The sequence below is a fragment of the Luteimonas chenhongjianii genome (assembly GCF_002327105.1).
In the GTDB taxonomy this organism is placed as follows: Bacteria; Pseudomonadota; Gammaproteobacteria; order Xanthomonadales; family Xanthomonadaceae; genus Luteimonas; species Luteimonas chenhongjianii.
Genome location: NZ_CP023406.1, coordinates 390,861 through 407,643 on the forward strand (window position 1 = coordinate 390,861; position 16,783 = coordinate 407,643).

General features: G+C 69.5%; 12 protein-coding genes. 8 read left to right on the forward strand and 4 right to left on the reverse strand.

The features are described from left to right. Nucleotides 1-17: 17 nt before the first annotated feature. Genes tatA through CNR27_RS01820 form a run of 4 tightly spaced genes read left to right on the forward strand, consistent with a single transcriptional unit; the run spans nucleotide 18 to nucleotide 2,155 of the window. Nucleotides 18-242 carry a Sec-independent protein translocase subunit TatA gene (gene tatA / locus CNR27_RS01805; RefSeq protein WP_096296667.1) on the forward strand — a complete coding sequence of 75 codons (225 nt, stop codon included), beginning with the start codon at nucleotides 18-20 and terminating at the stop codon, nucleotides 240-242. Nucleotides 243-256: 14 nt separating this feature from the next. Further along, complete coding sequence (tatB, locus tag CNR27_RS01810) at nucleotides 257-715, forward strand: Sec-independent protein translocase protein TatB (protein WP_096296668.1); 459 nt, start codon at nucleotides 257-259, stop codon at nucleotides 713-715. Further along, a complete protein-coding gene (gene tatC, locus CNR27_RS01815) occupies nucleotides 705-1,457 on the forward strand; it encodes a twin-arginine translocase subunit TatC (RefSeq protein WP_096300165.1) in 753 nt (250 codons plus the stop codon). The genes tatB and tatC overlap by 11 nt, the downstream gene beginning before the upstream one ends. After that, nucleotides 1,454-2,155 (forward strand): RDD family protein, encoded by a 702-nt coding sequence (locus CNR27_RS01820; protein ID WP_096296669.1) that lies wholly within the window; start codon nucleotides 1,454-1,456, stop codon nucleotides 2,153-2,155. The genes tatC and CNR27_RS01820 overlap by 4 nt, the downstream gene beginning before the upstream one ends. Nucleotides 2,156-2,165: 10 nt before the next feature. On the opposite strand, the gene CNR27_RS01825 is transcribed toward CNR27_RS01820, so the two are convergent. From CNR27_RS01825 to CNR27_RS01835, 3 genes are all read right to left on the reverse strand, one after another. Beyond that, on the reverse strand, nucleotides 2,166-3,116 hold the full coding sequence (locus CNR27_RS01825; RefSeq protein WP_096296670.1) for a hypothetical protein: 951 nt from the start codon (nucleotides 3,114-3,116) through the stop codon (nucleotides 2,166-2,168). Between the two features lie 229 nt (nucleotides 3,117-3,345). Next, nucleotides 3,346-4,077, reverse strand: a complete 732-nt coding sequence (locus CNR27_RS01830) for a glutamine amidotransferase (RefSeq protein ID WP_096300167.1) — start codon at nucleotides 4,075-4,077, stop codon at nucleotides 3,346-3,348. A 225-nt stretch (nucleotides 4,078-4,302) separates the two neighbouring features. After that, nucleotides 4,303-6,078 (reverse strand): GspE/PulE family protein, encoded by a 1,776-nt coding sequence (locus CNR27_RS01835; RefSeq protein ID WP_483869219.1) that lies wholly within the window; start codon nucleotides 6,076-6,078, stop codon nucleotides 4,303-4,305. 135 nt (nucleotides 6,079-6,213) lie between these two features. Here CNR27_RS01835 and glyQ point away from each other — a divergent pair, with 135 nt between their 5' ends. The 4 genes from glyQ to CNR27_RS01855 all read left to right on the forward strand — a co-directional run bounded on the left by glyQ (nucleotide 6,214) and on the right by CNR27_RS01855 (nucleotide 15,337). Continuing rightward, complete coding sequence (gene glyQ / locus CNR27_RS01840) at nucleotides 6,214-7,119, forward strand: glycine--tRNA ligase subunit alpha (RefSeq protein WP_096296671.1); 906 nt, start codon at nucleotides 6,214-6,216, stop codon at nucleotides 7,117-7,119. Between the two features lie 121 nt (nucleotides 7,120-7,240). Continuing rightward, the gene (gene glyS, locus CNR27_RS01845) at nucleotides 7,241-9,358 is read left to right on the forward strand and encodes a glycine--tRNA ligase subunit beta (protein ID WP_096296672.1); all 2,118 of its coding nucleotides are present in this window, start codon (nucleotides 7,241-7,243) and stop codon (nucleotides 9,356-9,358) included. Nucleotides 9,359-9,567: 209 nt separating this feature from the next. Beyond that, the gene (locus CNR27_RS01850; RefSeq protein WP_096296673.1) at nucleotides 9,568-11,388 is read left to right on the forward strand and encodes an autotransporter assembly complex protein TamA; all 1,821 of its coding nucleotides are present in this window, start codon (nucleotides 9,568-9,570) and stop codon (nucleotides 11,386-11,388) included. 1 nt (nucleotide 11,389) lies between these two features. Next, nucleotides 11,390-15,337 carry a translocation/assembly module TamB domain-containing protein gene (locus CNR27_RS01855; protein ID WP_096296674.1) on the forward strand — a complete coding sequence of 1,316 codons (3,948 nt, stop codon included), beginning with the start codon at nucleotides 11,390-11,392 and terminating at the stop codon, nucleotides 15,335-15,337. Between the two features lie 303 nt (nucleotides 15,338-15,640). Here the strand turns inward: CNR27_RS01855 and CNR27_RS01860 are convergent, their stop codons facing one another. Beyond that, nucleotides 15,641-16,753: an isoaspartyl peptidase/L-asparaginase family protein gene (locus tag CNR27_RS01860; RefSeq protein ID WP_425435472.1), complete on the reverse strand. Its 1,113-nt coding sequence runs from the start codon at nucleotides 16,751-16,753 to the stop codon at nucleotides 15,641-15,643. Nucleotides 16,754-16,783 lie beyond the last annotated feature (30 nt).

Sequence of the window (16,783 nt, forward strand, 5' to 3'; positions counted from 1 at the left end):
CTTTACGGAATTCCGCCATGGGCAGTTTCAGCATCTGGCATTGGCTCATCGTCCTTGTCGTCGTCCTGCTCGTGTTCGGCACCAAGCGGCTGCGCGGCGCCGGGCGTGATCTCGGCGAAGCGGTGAAGGGCTTCAAGAAAGGCATGCACGACGACGACACCCCCGAGCGTCTCGACGACCGCACCAAGGACGCCGCCGACCAGGCGGAGCGCGCGCGCCGCGACGACAACGTTCCCCGCTGACGCAGACAGGGGTCGTGTTCGGAATCGGAACCGGCGAGTTGCTGATCGTGGCATTGGTCGCGCTGATCGTGCTCGGACCGGAACGACTGCCCAAGGCCGCCCGCTTCGCCGGATTGTGGATACGCCGGGGGCGGGCGCAGTGGTATTCGGTGAAGTCGGAGCTGGAACGTGAGCTCGCCGCCGAGGAACTCAAGCGCAGCGTGCAGGACACGCGGCGTTCGATCGCGGACGCGGGCACCCAGCTGCGTGACGCCGGCGAACAGGCCCGCAGCGGCCTGACGGAGCTGCGCAAGGGCACCGAGGATCTCCTCTCCGATGCGCGGCGCATGCCGGGCGACACGGCGCCCGATGCACGCGAGTCCGAGGCCGTGACCGGGCCGACGCTCCCGCCCGAGGCGATCGCCGGCGACCCGACCCGCCCCCCCATCGCACCTGCCGACAACGCGGAGGATGCCCGTGGCGCTGCACGCTGAAGACGACGCCGGCGAAGGCAGCCTGATCGACCATCTGGTCGAGCTGCGCATGCGCCTGATGCGCGGCCTGGCGGGCACCGGAGCGGTGCTGCTGTGCCTGCTGCCCTTCGCCAACAAGCTCTACGGCCTGCTGGCCCAGCCGCTGCTCGACAAGCTCCCGGCCGGCGCACATCTGATCGCCATCGAAGTGGCCTCGCCGTTCTTCGCACCGCTCAAGCTGGCGTTCTTCACTGCGCTGGTGGTGACGATGCCGTGGCTGCTCTATCAGGCCTGGGCCTTCGTCGCCCCGGGTCTGTACAAGCGCGAGAAGCGTCTGGCGCTGCCGCTGCTGGCTTCAGCGGTCGCGCTGTTCTACATCGGCTGCGCGTTCGCATTCTTCTTCGTGCTGCCGTCGGTGTTCACCTTCCTGACGATGGTGACGCCGGACGGCGTGGCGATGATGACCGACATCAACGCCTACCTGAATTTCGTGCTGGTGATCTTCCTCGCCTTCGGCATGAGCTTCGAGCTGCCGGTGGCGCTGGTGATTCTCGTGCTGCTGGGCTGGGTGACGACCGACCAGCTGCGCGAAGCGCGGGGGTATGCAGTGGTCGGCGTGTTCGTGCTGGCGGCCATCATCACCCCGCCCGATGTCGTCTCCCAGTTGATGCTCGCCATCCCGATGTGCCTGCTCTACGAGGCCGGGATCATCGCCGCCCGACTCCTGACACCCAAGCCGGGCGTGGTCAGCGACCAGCCATGAGTCCCCGGCAGCCAGCGCCTGCGCCGCTGCTGCATCGCTATACCGCATGGTCGCTGGATGCGGCGGTGATCCTTCTGGTGGCCGTCGCACTGCTGCATCGCCAGCTCGCCGTCGCGCTCGACGCGAGCGCGGAGGCTATCGACATGCTTGCCGAGGCGATGGTCGCGGCCATGGTGCGCACGATCGACTCGGGTGCTTCACCAGCGGCCCTGCTGCAGGCGCTGCTTGCCGATCCGGCGCTGCACCATGCGGTCACCGCGCTGGCGCTTGCCGTGTCGGCCCTGACCCTGCCGGTCATGGCGGTATTCGCCCTGGTTTCGCTGCTGTGGTTCGGGCTGTTCGAAGGCTCGCGCTGGCGGGCCACGCCGGGAAAACGCGCGGTCGGTCTGTGGGTGATCGATGACGACGCGCAACCGCCGGGCCTCGTCCGTGCCTGCCTGCGCCAGGCGGCCGGGGTGCTGTCCTGGCTGAGCTTCAACATCGGCCACCTGATGGCGGCGCATGCACCGCGCCACCAGGCCCTGCATGACCGGATCGCAGGGACGCGCGTGGTCCGCGACGGTGCAGCGCCGATCCCCATGCCGGCGAGGCTGTGGCTGGCCCTGCAGCCGGCCGCATGCTGCCTGCTACTTGCCTTGCTGATGCGCTACCTCGACCAGCGTGTCTCGCTCGCGTTCGGTGCGATACCCGGCTACTGAGCCGGGATCCTCACAGTTCGATCCGGCTGCCGTCGTGGCCGGCGCCGCCGTCGTTGCCGGGAGCCGTGCGGTCCACGGCATCCTGCGGTCCGCAGACATCCCGCCAGATCGCGTACATGGCGCCGAACATCACGATGTAGAGCACCAGCAGCAGCACCAGATAAAGCGGCAGCACCAGCAGCGCGGCCAGCGCCGGATGCACCAGGCTCGACACGACGGTGATGATGGTGACCACCATCGCGAACGCCAGCATCAGTGCGAAACCACCGGCCATGGCGATCGCCGCAGCAACGATCACCGGCAGCACGTTGCGCAGTGCGCCGCCGAGACCATCCGTGAATGCCTGCATGACCGGCCGGCCGCCAAGGGCGACCTGACCCAGGCCGACCGCGTAGACGGTCGCGTAATAGACCCCGAAGAAGATTCCCAATGCCATCAACGGGCCGATGCCGGCCGGCGGCATCGGCATTTCCGGCGGCGAGGCCGGCGCAGACTCCGTGCTCATCTCCTGGCTGATCGACAGCACGTCCATGTACCAGTCCAGGACGCCTTCGCCGAAGGCGCTGACCAGCGCATAGAACGTCACGATGTACAGCGCGCCCATCAGCACGCCAAACCCGATGAAACGACCGGCCTGCCCGCCGGTGAAGGTCGAGAACACATCGCCCGGCGCGGCCGGTCGGCCGTGCTCGACCGCATCGATGACCCGGAGCACGCCGCCGATCAGCAGCGGATAGAGGATGATCGACACCAGCGAGGTCGCGCCGATCACCATGATCTGGGTCTCCGGCTCGAGCCGGAAGGCGATCTGCAGCACGGCCTGGAGCACGTTCGGCGCGAGCGCGAGAAGAGCGACGACCGCGGTCGCGCCATATACCGCCCGGGGGTTGGCGCGGCCGACGTTGACGCCCTGCACGATCCACTTCCAGCCGTGGCCGGCCCCTACCGTCCGAGTCGTCATTTCCGCCGTGTTCCAGATCTGTCATGTGGCCGCGCCACGAATGCGCCATCGTATCGCAAGCGATGCGGCCGCCGGTGGGATGCAGCGGCGTTCAGGCGCAACCAGCCGCCATGCTGGCGTCCGTTCCGACGCCAGCGCGACAGATCATTCGGGTGCGGCGATACCCATGCAGCAGCAGCGCAACCCACCGACTGTTGCTGCCCGCCCGCGCAGGCGCAACGCAGTTGCGTCAATCAGGCACGAACGTGCGCGCCACCCGCACGAACCGCTGCAATACCGCACGCGCCTCGGGCGCCGCGCGCACGCCGGCGACCAGCGCCACCGGATCGAGACCTTCCTGGTAGAGCGGTCCGCTCCGCCCCCGGATATAGCCGCGCATGTGGGTCGCGCTGAACTCGGGATGGAACTGCACCCCCCAGACGCGCTCGCCCCAGCGGAAAGCATGGTTCGGTTCGAGCGACGATCGCGCGAGCAGGGTCGCCCCTTCCGGCAGGCGCAGCACACCCTGCAGATGCGAGGTCTGGGCGAGAAACCGCGGGCCGGCACCGGCGAACAGGGGATCGTCGGCCGCCGCAGCCGTGGTTTCGATCTCGAAGGTGCCCATCTCGCGGCCGCGCGGATTCGGGCCGACCTCGCCGCCGAGCGCGTGCGCGAGGAGCTGGTGGCCATAGCAGATGCCAAACAGCGGCGCGCCGGCGTGCGCCGCGTCGCGCAACCAGGCGGCGCTGCGTTCGCTCCACTCGGCGCGGTCGGTGACCATCGCCCCGGAGCCGGTGACGATGACGCCGGCAAAGCCGCCGGCGTCCGGCAGCTCAGCGCCGCTTTCGACGTCGACCACCACCGCCTCGCGCTCCGGCAGGCCCGCGGCAACGCGGATCCAGTGCGGAAACCCGCCGTAGCGGCGCATCGACGGCAGCGGCTGGCCGGTTTCGATGATCAGGAACGGTCGCTTGGACGACATCACGGGCAGCCGGAGGCGGAAAGACGGCGCAGCGTAGCGGATCGGGACGGTTGCACGCTCCTGTCGCGCTGCATAGGGGCCGATCCACGACGCCCACGGCTTCCGGCAGGCCAAGCCGACCCGGTTCCCTTCCACGCACTGCAGGACGGATTCAAGAGCGCAGCGCCGAGGCGCTGCGGGGCCGGGCCCGCGCCCGCGCCCGCAAGCAAGCAGAAACGCGAGCAGCTATTCGCGAGGCGGCAGCACCGCCATCACCTCTTCCACCGTGGTCACACCCTGCGCGATCTTCTCCGCCCCGGCCATGCGCAAGGTTCGCAGGCCTTCACCGACCGCGGTCCGGCTGAAGCCCGACAAGGCCATGTCCGGCACGATCTTCGCGCGCAGCGACGGCGTCACCGGCATCAGCTCGTAGATGCCCACGCGACCGAAATACCCGGTGTTGCGGCATTCCAGGCAGCCGACCGGCCCACATGCGGTCGCCGGCGGCGGCACGGTACTGTCCGGGCCGAGCAGCGCGCGCCAGCCTTCCGGATCGACCGCCGCGGGCTGCTTGCAGTGGGTGCACAGCGTGCGCACCAGGCGCTGGGCGAGGACGCCGTTGAGCGTGGATGCGATGAGGTAATGCGGCAGTCCCAGGTCGAGCAACCGGGTGATCGCCGAGGGCGCGTCGTTGGTGTGCAGCGTCGAGAGCACCAGATGCCCGGTCAGCGAGGCCTGCACCGCCATCTGCGCGGTGTCGAGATCGCGGATCTCGCCGATCATGATGATGTCGGGATCCTGTCGCAGCAGCGTGCGCACGCCCTGGGCGAAGGTCAGGTCGATCGCGTTGTGCACCTGCATCTGGTTGAGCTCGGTCGAGACCATTTCGATCGGGTCCTCGACGGTGCAGACGTTGACGTCGTCGGAGGCGAGCTTCTTCAGCGTCGAGTACAGCGTCGTGGTCTTGCCCGAGCCCGTGGGCCCGGTGACCAGCACGATGCCGTGTGGTCGCTGCACCAGATCTTCCCAGGCTGCGGCCTCGCCTGCATCGAAGCCGAGCTTCTCGATCGGCTTGAACGCGGTATCCGGATCGAAGATGCGCATCACCACCTTCTCGCCGAAGGCGGTGGGCATCGTCGACAGGCGCATCTCGACCTCGCGGCCGCCGGGCGAGCGGGTCTTGATGCGGCCGTCCTGCGGGCGCCGGCGCTCGGCCAGATCCATGCGCCCCAGCACCTTGATGCGACTCACCGCCGCGGTCATCACCGGCGGCGGCATCTCGAACACCTTGTGCAGCACGCCGTCGATGCGGAAGCGCACGCGGCCGACGTCGCGCCGCGGTTCGAGATGGATGTCGGATGCGCGCTGCTCGTAGGCGTATTGCAGCAGCCAGTCGACGATGTGGACGATGTGGTGGTCGTCGGCATTGACGTCGCCCGAACGGCCGAGCTCGACCAGCTGCTCGAACGTCGGCGCACTGCTGCTGGTCTCGCGACCGTCCTTGGCACCGCGGATCGACCGGGTGACGCCGAAGAACTCCATCGTGTAGCGATGCAGGTCCAGCGGGTTGGCCACCACCAGGTCGATCTCGCGCCGCAGCAGGCGCTGGATATCGGGCAGCCAGTCCAGCGCGAGCGGCTCGCTCGTCGCGATGCGGGCACGGTCGGGCGTGACGTCGACCGGCAGGATGCGGTGACGCCTGGCATAGGCGTGCGAGAACAGGTCGGTCACGTCGCCGACGGCGATCCTGGTCGGATCGATGCGCAGATAGACGTGACCGGTGGCCTGCGCCAGCCATTCGGTCAACGCTTCCAGACCGAGCTCCTGGCCGGGGCGGCGCGCCGAGGGCAGCTTGAGGTTCGCCAGCACCACCAGCGGGTGCACCGCGTCGAGGGCGCGTGTGTTGCGGCCACCCACGCGTGCGCGTTCCGCATCAACGGGCGCGAGCATGCCATCGGCGAGAAGCGCGGAGACCACCGGCTCGAGAGCCAGGCGGCCCGGCGGCAGGCGCCGGCTGAACACCGCGGGCGGACGCTGGCCGGATGAGGACTGCGGGGTGCGCGGTTCGTTCAAGCCGGGTCCTCCGGGGACGCTTGGCGGGGCGGGCGCCGGGATGCGGCCCGCTATACTAGCGCGCCACCGCGATGCGACTTTCCGATGACCGGACCGACGTTCCAGGAGCTGATCCTCACGCTCAACGCCTACTGGGCCAAGCAGGGCTGCGTGCTGATCCAGCCGCTGGACCTGGAAGTCGGTGCAGGCACCTTCCATCCGGCCACGTTCCTGCGCGCCCTCGGCCCCGAGCCGTGGAATGCCGCCTACGTGCAGCCGAGCCGCCGCCCGACCGATGGCCGCTACGGCGACAACCCCAACCGCCTGCAGCGCTACTACCAGTTCCAGGTGGCGATGAAGCCGAGCCCGGACAACATCGTCGAACTGTATTTCGACTCGCTCAAGGCGCTGGGCATCGATCCGCAGGTGCACGACCTGCGCCTGGTGGAGGACAACTGGGAGTCGCCGACACTCGGCGCCTGGGGCCTGGGCTGGGAGGTCTGGCTCAACGGCATGGAAGTCACCCAGTTCACCTATTTCCAGCAGGCCGGCGGCCTGGAGTGCAAGCCGGTGCTCGGCGAGATCACCTACGGTCTCGAGCGGCTGTGCATGTATCTGCAGAACTGCGACAACGTCTACGACCTGGTCTGGACGCACGGCCCGGACGGCGCGCCGGTGACCTACGGCGACGTCTATCACCAGAACGAGGTCGAACAGAGCACCTACAACTTCGAGCATGCGAACGTCGAGGAACTGTTCCACCGCTTCGACGCCTGCGAAGCCGAAGCGATGAAGCTGGTCGGGCTCAACCTGCCGCTGCCCGCCTACGAACAGGTCATGAAGGCCAGCCACAGTTTCAACATGCTCGATGCGCGGCGCGCGATCAGCGTGACCGAGCGGCAGCGCTACATCCTGCGCGTGCGCACGCTGGCGCAGGCGGTGGCGAAGGCGTATTTCGCGCAGCGCGAAGCGCTGGGATTCCCGGGGCTCAAGCGGGGGGATGCGGCATGAGCCGCGCCCGCTGATTCCACGCCGCATCGGCGCGCGGACGGAGGACGGCCGATCCGCTGCGTCCACCTCCCTTTAGCCCACGCCTCAGGCGCGGGCCCCAGTACAGAACCAGGTTGTCGCGATGACTGACATGAAGCCACTGCTGATCGAACTCGGCACCGAAGAACTGCCGGTCAAGGCGCTGCCCGGGCTGGCCCAGGCCTTCTTCGACGGCGTGATCGCGGCGCTCGACAGGCGCGGCGTCGCCGTGATGAGCGAAGGCGCAAAGCCGCTGTACACGCCGCGCCGCATGGCGGTGCTGCTGCCGGGCGTCGCCAGCGAGCAGCCCGAGCAACGCTCGGAAGTGCTCGGGCCCTATCTCAACATCGCACTCGACGCCGACGGCAATCCGACCCGGGCGCTGCAGGGTTTCGCGGCGAAAGCCGGCATCGACTGGACCGCGCTGGAGAAGACCACCGACGCCAAGGGCGAGCGTTTCGTGCATCGCGCGGTGACGCCGGGCGCGGCCACCGCGACGCTGCTGCCCGACGTACTGCGCGAGGCGATCGCCGCGATGCCGATCCCCAAGCCGATGCGCTGGGGCGCGCACAGCTACGCATTCGCGCGGCCGGTGCACTGGCTGGTGATGCTGCACGGCCACGCGATCGTCGAGGCGGAACTGTTCGGCGTGCGCAGCGGCCGCACCAGCCGTGGCCACCGCTTCATGCACAACACCGCAGTCGAGATCGCGGCGCCAGGCGACTACGTCGACGCGATGCGCAGCGCGAAGGTGCTCGTGGACGCCGACATGCGCCGCGCCGGGATCGTCCGCGAGGTCGAAGGCGTTGCCCGCGCGCTCGGTGGCGATGCACGCATCGAGCCGGACAACCTCGAGCAGGTGAACTGCCTGGTCGAATGGCCGAGTGCGGTGGCATGCACGTTCGAGCACGAGTTCCTTGCCGTGCCGCAGGAAGCGCTGATCGCGACGATGGAAGCGAACCAGAAGTTCTTCCCGGTGCTGCAGGACGGCCGGCTGACCGAGCACTTCATCGGCATCGCCAACATCGAATCGAAGGATCCGATCGAGGTGGCCAAGGGCTACGAGCGGGTGATCCGTCCGCGCTTCGCCGATGCGAAGTTCTTCTTCGACGAGGACCTCAAGCAGGGCCTGTCGGCGATGAACGAAGGCCTGAAGACCGTGACCTATCAGGCCAGGCTCGGCAGCGTCGCCGACAAAACTGCGCGTGTCGCCGCGCTGGCCGAGGTGATCGCGCCGCAGGTCGGCGTCGATGCCGCGCTGGCGAAGCGGGCCGCGCTGCTGTCGAAGGCGGATCTGCAGTCGCGCATGGTCAACGAGTTCCCGGAACTTCAGGGCATCGCCGGACGCTACTACGCGCTGCAGGACCCGGCGCTGGCGGACCTGCCCGACACCGATCGCGCCGCGCTGGCGAACGCGCTCGACGAAGCCTGGCAGCCGCGCTTTGCCGGCGACGACATCGCGCTGTCCCCGCTGGGCAAGGTGCTGGCGATCGCCGAGCGCCTCGATACCCTTGCCGGTGGATTCGCCGCCGGGCTCAAGCCGACCGGCAACAAGGATGCGTTCGCGCTGCGGCGCAATGCCCTGGGGCTGGCACGCACGTTGATCGAGAGCGGGTTCGACCTCGACCTGCACACCCTGATCCGCGCCTCGGTCGAAGGCGTAGGCGCGCTGCCCGCCGGCAAGGACGGCGTGACGGCCTTTGCCGATGCCGGCGAGCTCTACGACTTCATCCTCGATCGCCTCAAGGGCTACTACGCCGACAAGGGCGTGACCGTGCAGCAGTTCAACGCCGTCGCCGCCATGCGGCCCGGCTCGCTGTACGACCTCGACCGTCGCCTCGATGCGATCGGCACCTTCGCGGCGCTGCCCGAAGCCGAGGCACTGGCGGCGGCCGACAAGCGCATCCGCAACATCCTGCGCAAGGCCGACATCGACGTGCCGCGCACCGTCGCTCCGGCCCTGCTGCGTGAGCCCGCCGAATCCGCGCTCGCCGAGGCCATCGAGGCGGTCCACGCCGAAACCGCGCACGCGCTGGCACAGGGCGACTACGTGACCGTGCTGACGCACTTGGCGCGGCTGCGCCCGCAGGTGGATGCGTTCTTCGACGGGGTGATGGTCAACGCCGACGATGCGGCCCTGCGCGGTAACCGGCTGGCGCTGCTGACCCAGCTGTCGGCGCGGCTCGGCAGCGTGGCGGCGATCGAGCACCTGTCGAGCTGAGCGCCATGGCGCGCGGGCAATCCGCGCGCGTGCAGTGGTGACAACAGCGGCACGGCCCGGGCGCCCGCTCACCGGGCCGCCGTTGGCGCATGCGGGGGTTTGTCATGAAACGGAAATGCCCGATCGCGCGCCCGCAGGGATGCGTTCCGCCAGTACATGGTGGCGGCCGCATTAATCGAGCCTTGACGCCGCTCCGGTATCCTCGCGCGATGTCTCGCGTCCAATCGTGTATTGCCGCCGTCGTCCTCCTGCTGTCGTCGGTCGCGGCAAATGCCGCGCGCGTGGAACGCGTCGACATCGTCGGTCTCGACGAGGAGATGACCGAGAACGTCCGCGCCTCCCTCGGCCTGTACGAAGCGATCGGCAGGGACGTCTCGGGCCGCCGCATGGCGTATCTGCTGCGCGAGGCCGAAAAGCAGACCCGCAGGGCGCTTGAGCCGTTCGGCTATTACTCGCCGACGATCGACGTCCAGCGCGATCGCGAAGGCGACGCCCTCGCGGTGCGCGTGGTGGTGGATCCTGGCCAGCCGGTGCGCGTGCGCAACAGCGACATCGCGATCCTCGGTCAGGGTAGCCAGGACCGTTACCTGGAGCGCGACATCGCCCGCTTCGTGCCCAGCGTGGGCGCGGTTTTCAACCACCCCGAATACGAAGCCAGCCGAAACCGGCTGAGCCGCCGTCTGACCGAGCGTGGCTATTTCGATGCGGAGTTCGTCTCGCGCCGGGTCGAGATCACGCGCGCCGATTTCGCTGCCGACATCGATCTCGTCTGGAACAGTGGCGACCGCTACAACATGGGCCCGACCACGTTCGAGCAGACACCAGAGCAGGTCGTCAACGATTCTCTGCTCGAGCGCCTGGTGTACTGGGAGGAAGGCAGCTATTACCACCAGGGACGCATCGACCGGTTGCGCTCGTCGCTCGGGCGCCTGGACTACTTCTCCAACATCGACATCGAACCGGAAGTCGATCAGGCCAACGAGCGCCGCGAAGTGCCGATCAAGGTCACCTTGACCCCGGCCAAGCGCAGCATCTACACCGCCGGCGTCAGCTACGGCACCGACAGTGGCGCCGGCATCCGGCTCGGGGTCGAGCGACGTTACGTCAACATGCGCGGCCACAAGGCGCTGGCGCAGATCGACTATGCGCAGAATCGCAAGACGCTCACCCTGCAGTACCGCGTGCCGGCGTTCGCCTGGCGCGACGGCTGGTACACCGCCAGCCTGCAGGCCGCCGACGAGCAGACCGATTACATCGATTCGCGCCGCGTCGAGTTCGTCGCCAGCCGCAATGGCCAGTACAACGAATTCCTGAACCTGGTCGCGTCGCTGCACGTGCTGCGCGAGCGCTGGGCCTACGCGCCCGAGGAGGATCCGGACAATCCGGTGAATGGCGACGGGGACGAGGACTTCGACGGCGCGCTCTACCGCTACGCCACGTTCGCCTTTCCCTCGCTGCGCGCCGAGTACATCGACGTCGACGATCGCCTGTTCCCGACCCGTGGCATCGGTGGTTCGCTGATGCTGCGCGGCGGCGTCGATGGCGCCGCATCGGACGCGACATTCGCGCAGATCCACACCCGCGTCAGCTGGTTCCACGGCATGGGCGAATCCAACCGGCTGATCCTGCGCGGCGAACTGGGCCACACCTTCACCGACACGGTGGTCTCCATTCCGCCAAGCCTGCGCTTCTACGCCGGTGGCGACCGCAGCATCCGCGGCTACGACTGGCGCGAGGTGGGACCGCGGATCTACACGCGCAACGGGGACCGCGCATTCGCGATCGGCGCCAGTAGCGTGGTCACGGCGAGCGTCGAGTTCGAGCACTATTTCACCCGGACCATCGGCGCTGCGGTCTTCGTTGACAGCGGCGACGCCTTCGACGGGCGCTCCCCGGACTGGCATACCGGCGTTGGCATCGGTGCGCGCTATCGCTCGCCGGTGGGCCCGGTGAAATTCGACATCGCCCGCGGCCTCGACAACCCCGATTCGCCGTTCACCATCGGCCTGTCGATCGGCGCGGAGTTCTGAGATGGCGTTCCGCCGACACCGGTTGCCCAGTGACCTGACGCCCGAGGCGCGTGAGGCGCGCATTGCCGAGCTGCGCGCGCGCCGCCGGGCTCGCGTACGCAAGCTCGCGATCCGCAGCGCGATCGGCATCGCCACGCTCGTGGTGCTGCTGATCGTCGCGGCGTGGTGGTTGCTGACGACGTTCGGGGGTCGCGATTTTCTCCTGCACCAGATCGCCGCACGCCTGCCCACGGGCACCGAACTCACCTGGCGCGCGGCCGAAGGCCCGGCCTCGGGTCCGCTGACGATGTACGACGTGCGCTTCGTGCACCGCACCTGCCCGGACGTCGAAGAACAGCCCGTGCCCTACGGCCAGTGCGACGAGCCGCGCGTGCTGGTGTTCGAAGCCGCCCGCGTCACCATCGATCCGGCGGTGATGCCACTGGTCGGCCGTCGGCTGCGGCTGGACGTGCTCGACATCGACAACGCCGTGCTGTCGTTGCCGGCGTCGGTCGATACCCCGTTCGAACTGCCGCGTTGGCCCGAGTCGCTGCCACGCATCGATCTGCCACTGTCATTGCAGGCCGACGCCATCCGCATCGACGGGTTCCGCGTCGAACGGACCGGCGAGGGACTGATCGACATCCGCAGCGTCCGCGGCGGCGTCGATGCGCAGCAAGGCGAACTGCAGCTTGTCGATATCGTCGTCGACAGCGACCGCGGCTGGTTCACCGCCCACGGCGTCTATGCGCCGGGTGACGACTACCGCATGGACCTCACCGCCAGCGCACTGATGCCCGCGCCCCCGGCGCGGACGCGTCCGCGCATCGGCCTGGTGGCCCGCGGTGATCTTTCTCTGCTGGATATCGCCATTGTCGGCCACGCCCCGGAACCCCTGAAGGCGGTGCTGACCCTGCGCGGCCGCGAGGCCCCGGGCTGGGCCCTGCGCGCCGACAGCACGCGACTCGACCCGGGCCTTCTGACCGGCAGTGGCCAGCCCGGCACGCCGATCGCCTTCGATCTCCGCGCCGACGGCGAGGGCGGTGTGGCGGAGCTTCAGGGCGAGGCGCGGATCGGTGAGGCCGACGCGGATCCACTGCGGATCGTGCTGCAGCCCTCGAAGGTCCGGCTGGAAAACCAGCGGCTCGAGCTCGATCCCGTGATCGTCGATGTGTTCGATGGCCGGCTCACGGTACGCGGCCATGCCGACGTCGCCGAACCGGGCGATGTCCGTTTCCGGTTCGCGGCCAATGCACGGGGCCTGCAGTTCGGCGCCGATCCGGACGCCGCCGAGTCCGCACCGCCGATCACCGCCGATGTGGACCTGGGCCTTGCCGGCACAACCGCGTCCTGGGCCGCGATCGGCAAAGGCACGGTGGAGCGTGACGGTCTGGCCGCGAAGGTGGATTTCGATGGCCGCGGCGATGAGAAGCACCTGCGGCTGCAGACCGCGCGCGTCACGATGCCGACCGGCACGCTGGACGCGGCCGGCGACATCGCCTGGGCGCCGGCGTTGCAATGGAATCTCGACGCGACACTGGCAGGATTCGATCCCGGCTATTTCGCCCGCGACTGGAAGGGCGCGATCCGCGGCAGCCTCGCCACGACGGGTGCCACGCGCGACGACGGCGGCCTCGAGGTCGCGGTGGATGCGCGCGACCTGGGCGGCACCCTGCGCGGCCGCCGGCTCGATGGGCATGCGACATTCGCGATGCACGGCCCGGCCACTGCCGCAGGCGAGGCGGGACGCAGCGATTTCGAAGGCGAGGTGGCGCTGACGCTCGGCAACAGCCGCCTCGATGCGACGGCGACCATGACCGACCGGCTCGACATCGACGCGACGCTGGCCCCGCTGCAACTGGCCGATCTGCTGCCCGACACCGGTGGCGTGCTGCGCGGCACCGTGCGCGTGACCGGCCCGCGCGCCGCGCCGGACATCGCCGCCGACCTGACCGGCACCGCCCTGCGTTATGGCGACTACGCCGCAGCCAGCGCCCGCATCCGCGGCAACCTGCCGTGGCGCGGCGGCGACGGCGCGCTCGATGTGATCGCCACCGGCGTCAATGCGGGCCTCGCCCTCGACGAGGTGCGGCTGTCCGCACGCGGCGCGGTGGAGCGGTTGCAGCTCGATGCCAGCGCGCGTGGCGAGGCCGGCAGCCTGCAGCTCGACGCCAGCGCCCAGCGCCGCAACGGCAACTGGCAGGGCACGTTGGCCACATTGCAACTGGCCCCGAGCACCGGCGCGAACTGGGCGCTGCAGTCGCCCGCGCGGTTCCAGCAGATCGGCACGCGCTACACGCTGAGCGAGAGCTGCTTCGCCTCCAGCGGGGGGGGTTCGCTGTGCGCCAGTGCGGACTGGCCGCGCAGGGGCGTGTCGGTCAGCGGTACCGGCCTGCCGCTGTCGCTGCTCACGCCTTACCTGCCGGAGCAGGACGGCGGGCGGCCATTCGTGCTGCGCGGCGAGCTCGACCTCGAGGGCAGCGCGCGCCCGGTCGGCAACGGTTTCGCCGGCAGCGCCAGTGTGCGCTCGGCCAGCGGCGGCGTGCGGACTTCCGAGCGCGCGCGCAACGCGGTGCTGAGCTACGAGGACTTCGTGCTCGATGCACAATTCGACGCCAGCCGCCTCACCGCCACCCTGTCGACCGTGCTCAACGGAACCGGGCGCATCCAGGCCCAGATCAGCAACGGCTGGGATGCCTATTCGCCGCTGTCCGGTTCGCTGGTCGCCAGCATCGAGGACCTGACCTTCGTCGAACTGTTCTCGCCCGACATCGTCGAGCCGACCGGGCGGCTGACTGCCGACATCGCCCTGGGCGGTACCCGCTCGCAGCCGACGATCGGCGGCCATGCGCGCCTGCGCGACTTCTCCACCGAGATCCCCTCGCTGGCGATCGCGCTCGAAGACGGCAACGTCGATCTCGACGCGCTGCCCGACGGGACCGCGCGGATCGACGGCAGCGTGCGTTCGGGCGGCGGCACGCTCGACATCGGTGGCGGCATCGGCTGGCGCGGCGATGACACGCCCGTGGTGCTGACCCTGCGCGGCACCGACGTGCTGGTGGCCGACACCAGCGACATGCACATCGTCGCCTCGCCCGACATCACCCTGCGCTACGCCGCCGGGCAGCCGCTCAACCTCAGCGGCAAGGTCTTCGTCGACACCGCCCTGCTCGATCTCGAGGAGCTCAGCGAAGGCGTGTCGACCTCGTCGGACGTGGTGGTACTCGATCCCGCGGATCCCGAGGACGTCACCACCGCCTCGTCCCTGGAACTCGACCTCGTCCTCGGTGTCGGCGACAACGTCGGCCTGCGCGGATTCGGCTTCGACGGCCGGATGCGCGGCGAGCTGCGCGTGCGTGCAGTGCCGGGCCGCGAGATCACCGGAAACGGAAAGCTCGAGGTCGATGGCCGCTACCGGGCCTATGGCCAGGACCTGCGGGTCACGCGCGGCAACCTCATCTTCAACAACAGTCCCGTCTCCGACCCGCTGCTCGACGTGCGCGCGGAGCGCCGCATCGAGGCCGAGGACATCACTGCCGGCATCGATGTCACCGGGCGGGCGTCCTCGCCGCAGGTCAGGGTGTGGACCGACCCGTCCACCGATGATTCGCAGGCGCTGTCGTACCTGGTGCTGGGCCGCTCGGCGGCGAGCCTGACCAGCGCCGAAGGCCAGCAGCTCGACGCGGCAGCGGCCGCGCTCAACGCCGGGGGCGACCTCCTCGCCAGTCAGCTCGGCAGTCGTCTTGGCCTCGACAATGCCGGCATCACCCAGTCGCGCGCGCTCGGCGGCAGTGTGCTGGGCTTCGGCAAACAGATCTCGCCGAGGCTCTACGTCGGCTTCGGCGTATCGCTGCTGGGCACCGGCCAGGTGCTGACGCTCAAATACCTGCTGCGAGCGGGCTTCGACGTCGAGATCGAGTCGAGCACGCTGGAGAGCCGCGGCTCGGTCAACTGGCGCCACGAGCGCTGATCCAACCGGGCCAGCCGCTTCTTGCGGGGCTGGCTGATGCTCGCGCGCGCCGATGGAGCCATCCCGGGCCAGGAAGTGCCGCAACGCAGCGTTGATCGCAAACGGGAGTGCCGCCTGGGTGGCTGTTCTGCTCCATCCGGCGCAGCCCCTTCGACAACGATCGGCGCGCAGAGCAGCTCGGCTGTGGCAGCTCTCCGGCGAAGACCCGACGGGGCCGGGCAGCCTGCAGGCGCGCCGCGCATCGAGCGCCGGGCATGCCCTCCATCAGGGAAAACGGCTCGCCCGCTTCCCGCCGGCTGCGCCTCAACGCCCGGCCGGCAGCGCCAGCACCTCGTCGCGGAACACCGCGACATGCGGCACGCCGTCCGCGCCGATCCAGCCGCGGTACATGCCCGGGGTATTGAACGGAAACGCGACGCGGCCGCGGGCATCGAGTGCGATCGCGCCACCGTCGCCGCCGGCGGCCGGAATCTCCCGGTCGATCACCGCATCCGACGCCTCGCGGATGTCGTCGCCACGCAGGCGCACGCGCGCGCAGATCTCGTGCGCGGCGGCAGCGCGGATGTAGTACTCGCCCCAACCCGTGCCCGACACCGCGCACTGCGCATCGGCCCAGGTCCCGGCGCCGATGATCGGCGCATCGCCGACACGGCCGTAGCGCTTGTTGGTCATGCCGCCGGTCGACGTGCCTGCGGCAAGATGACCGGCGCGGTCGAGCGCGACGGCGCCGACGGTACCGAAGTAGGGACGTGCGTCACCGGTCAGCACCGAGGCCTGCGGCTGCGACATGCGCTCGGCCTGGAGGGCGCGCTGCAGCTGCTGCCAACGGCGTTCGGTACGGAAATAGCCCGGATCGACCAGCGTGATCCCCTGCGCCTGCGCGAATGCCTCCGCGCCTTCGCCGATCATCATCACGTGTGGGGAGTCGGTCATCACCGCGTCGGCCAGCAGGATCGGATTGCGCACGCGCGTCACGCCGGCGATGGCGCCCGCCTGGCCGCTGGCGCCATCCATGACCGCGGCGTCGAGTTCGTTGCGGCCGTCATGCGTGAACACCGCGCCGCGCCCGGCGTTGAAGCTCGGCGCGTCTTCCAGCACGGTGATCGCCGCCTTGACCGCGTCCATCGCCGGTGCACCCGCCTGCAGCCTCGCGTGGCCGGCGCGCAGCGCGGCCTCCAGCGAGGCGCGTGCATCGGCCAGTCCGGCCTCGTCGAGATCGCCTGGTGCGACGCCTGCCCCGCCGTGGATCGCGAGCACGGTCGCGGCGGGCGCAGCCGGCTGCGCGGCTGCTGCGGCCGACGTGCTCACCGGTGAGGTCGCTCGAGCTGCGGGCGAGGACACCGCAGCGTTCGCAGCGCCCACGAGCAGGACCAGGCCCGAAACCCGGCACATCCACTTTCCGATCCGTTTCAACATCTGCTCCCTGTTCGTCGGCCGGGGCCGGGG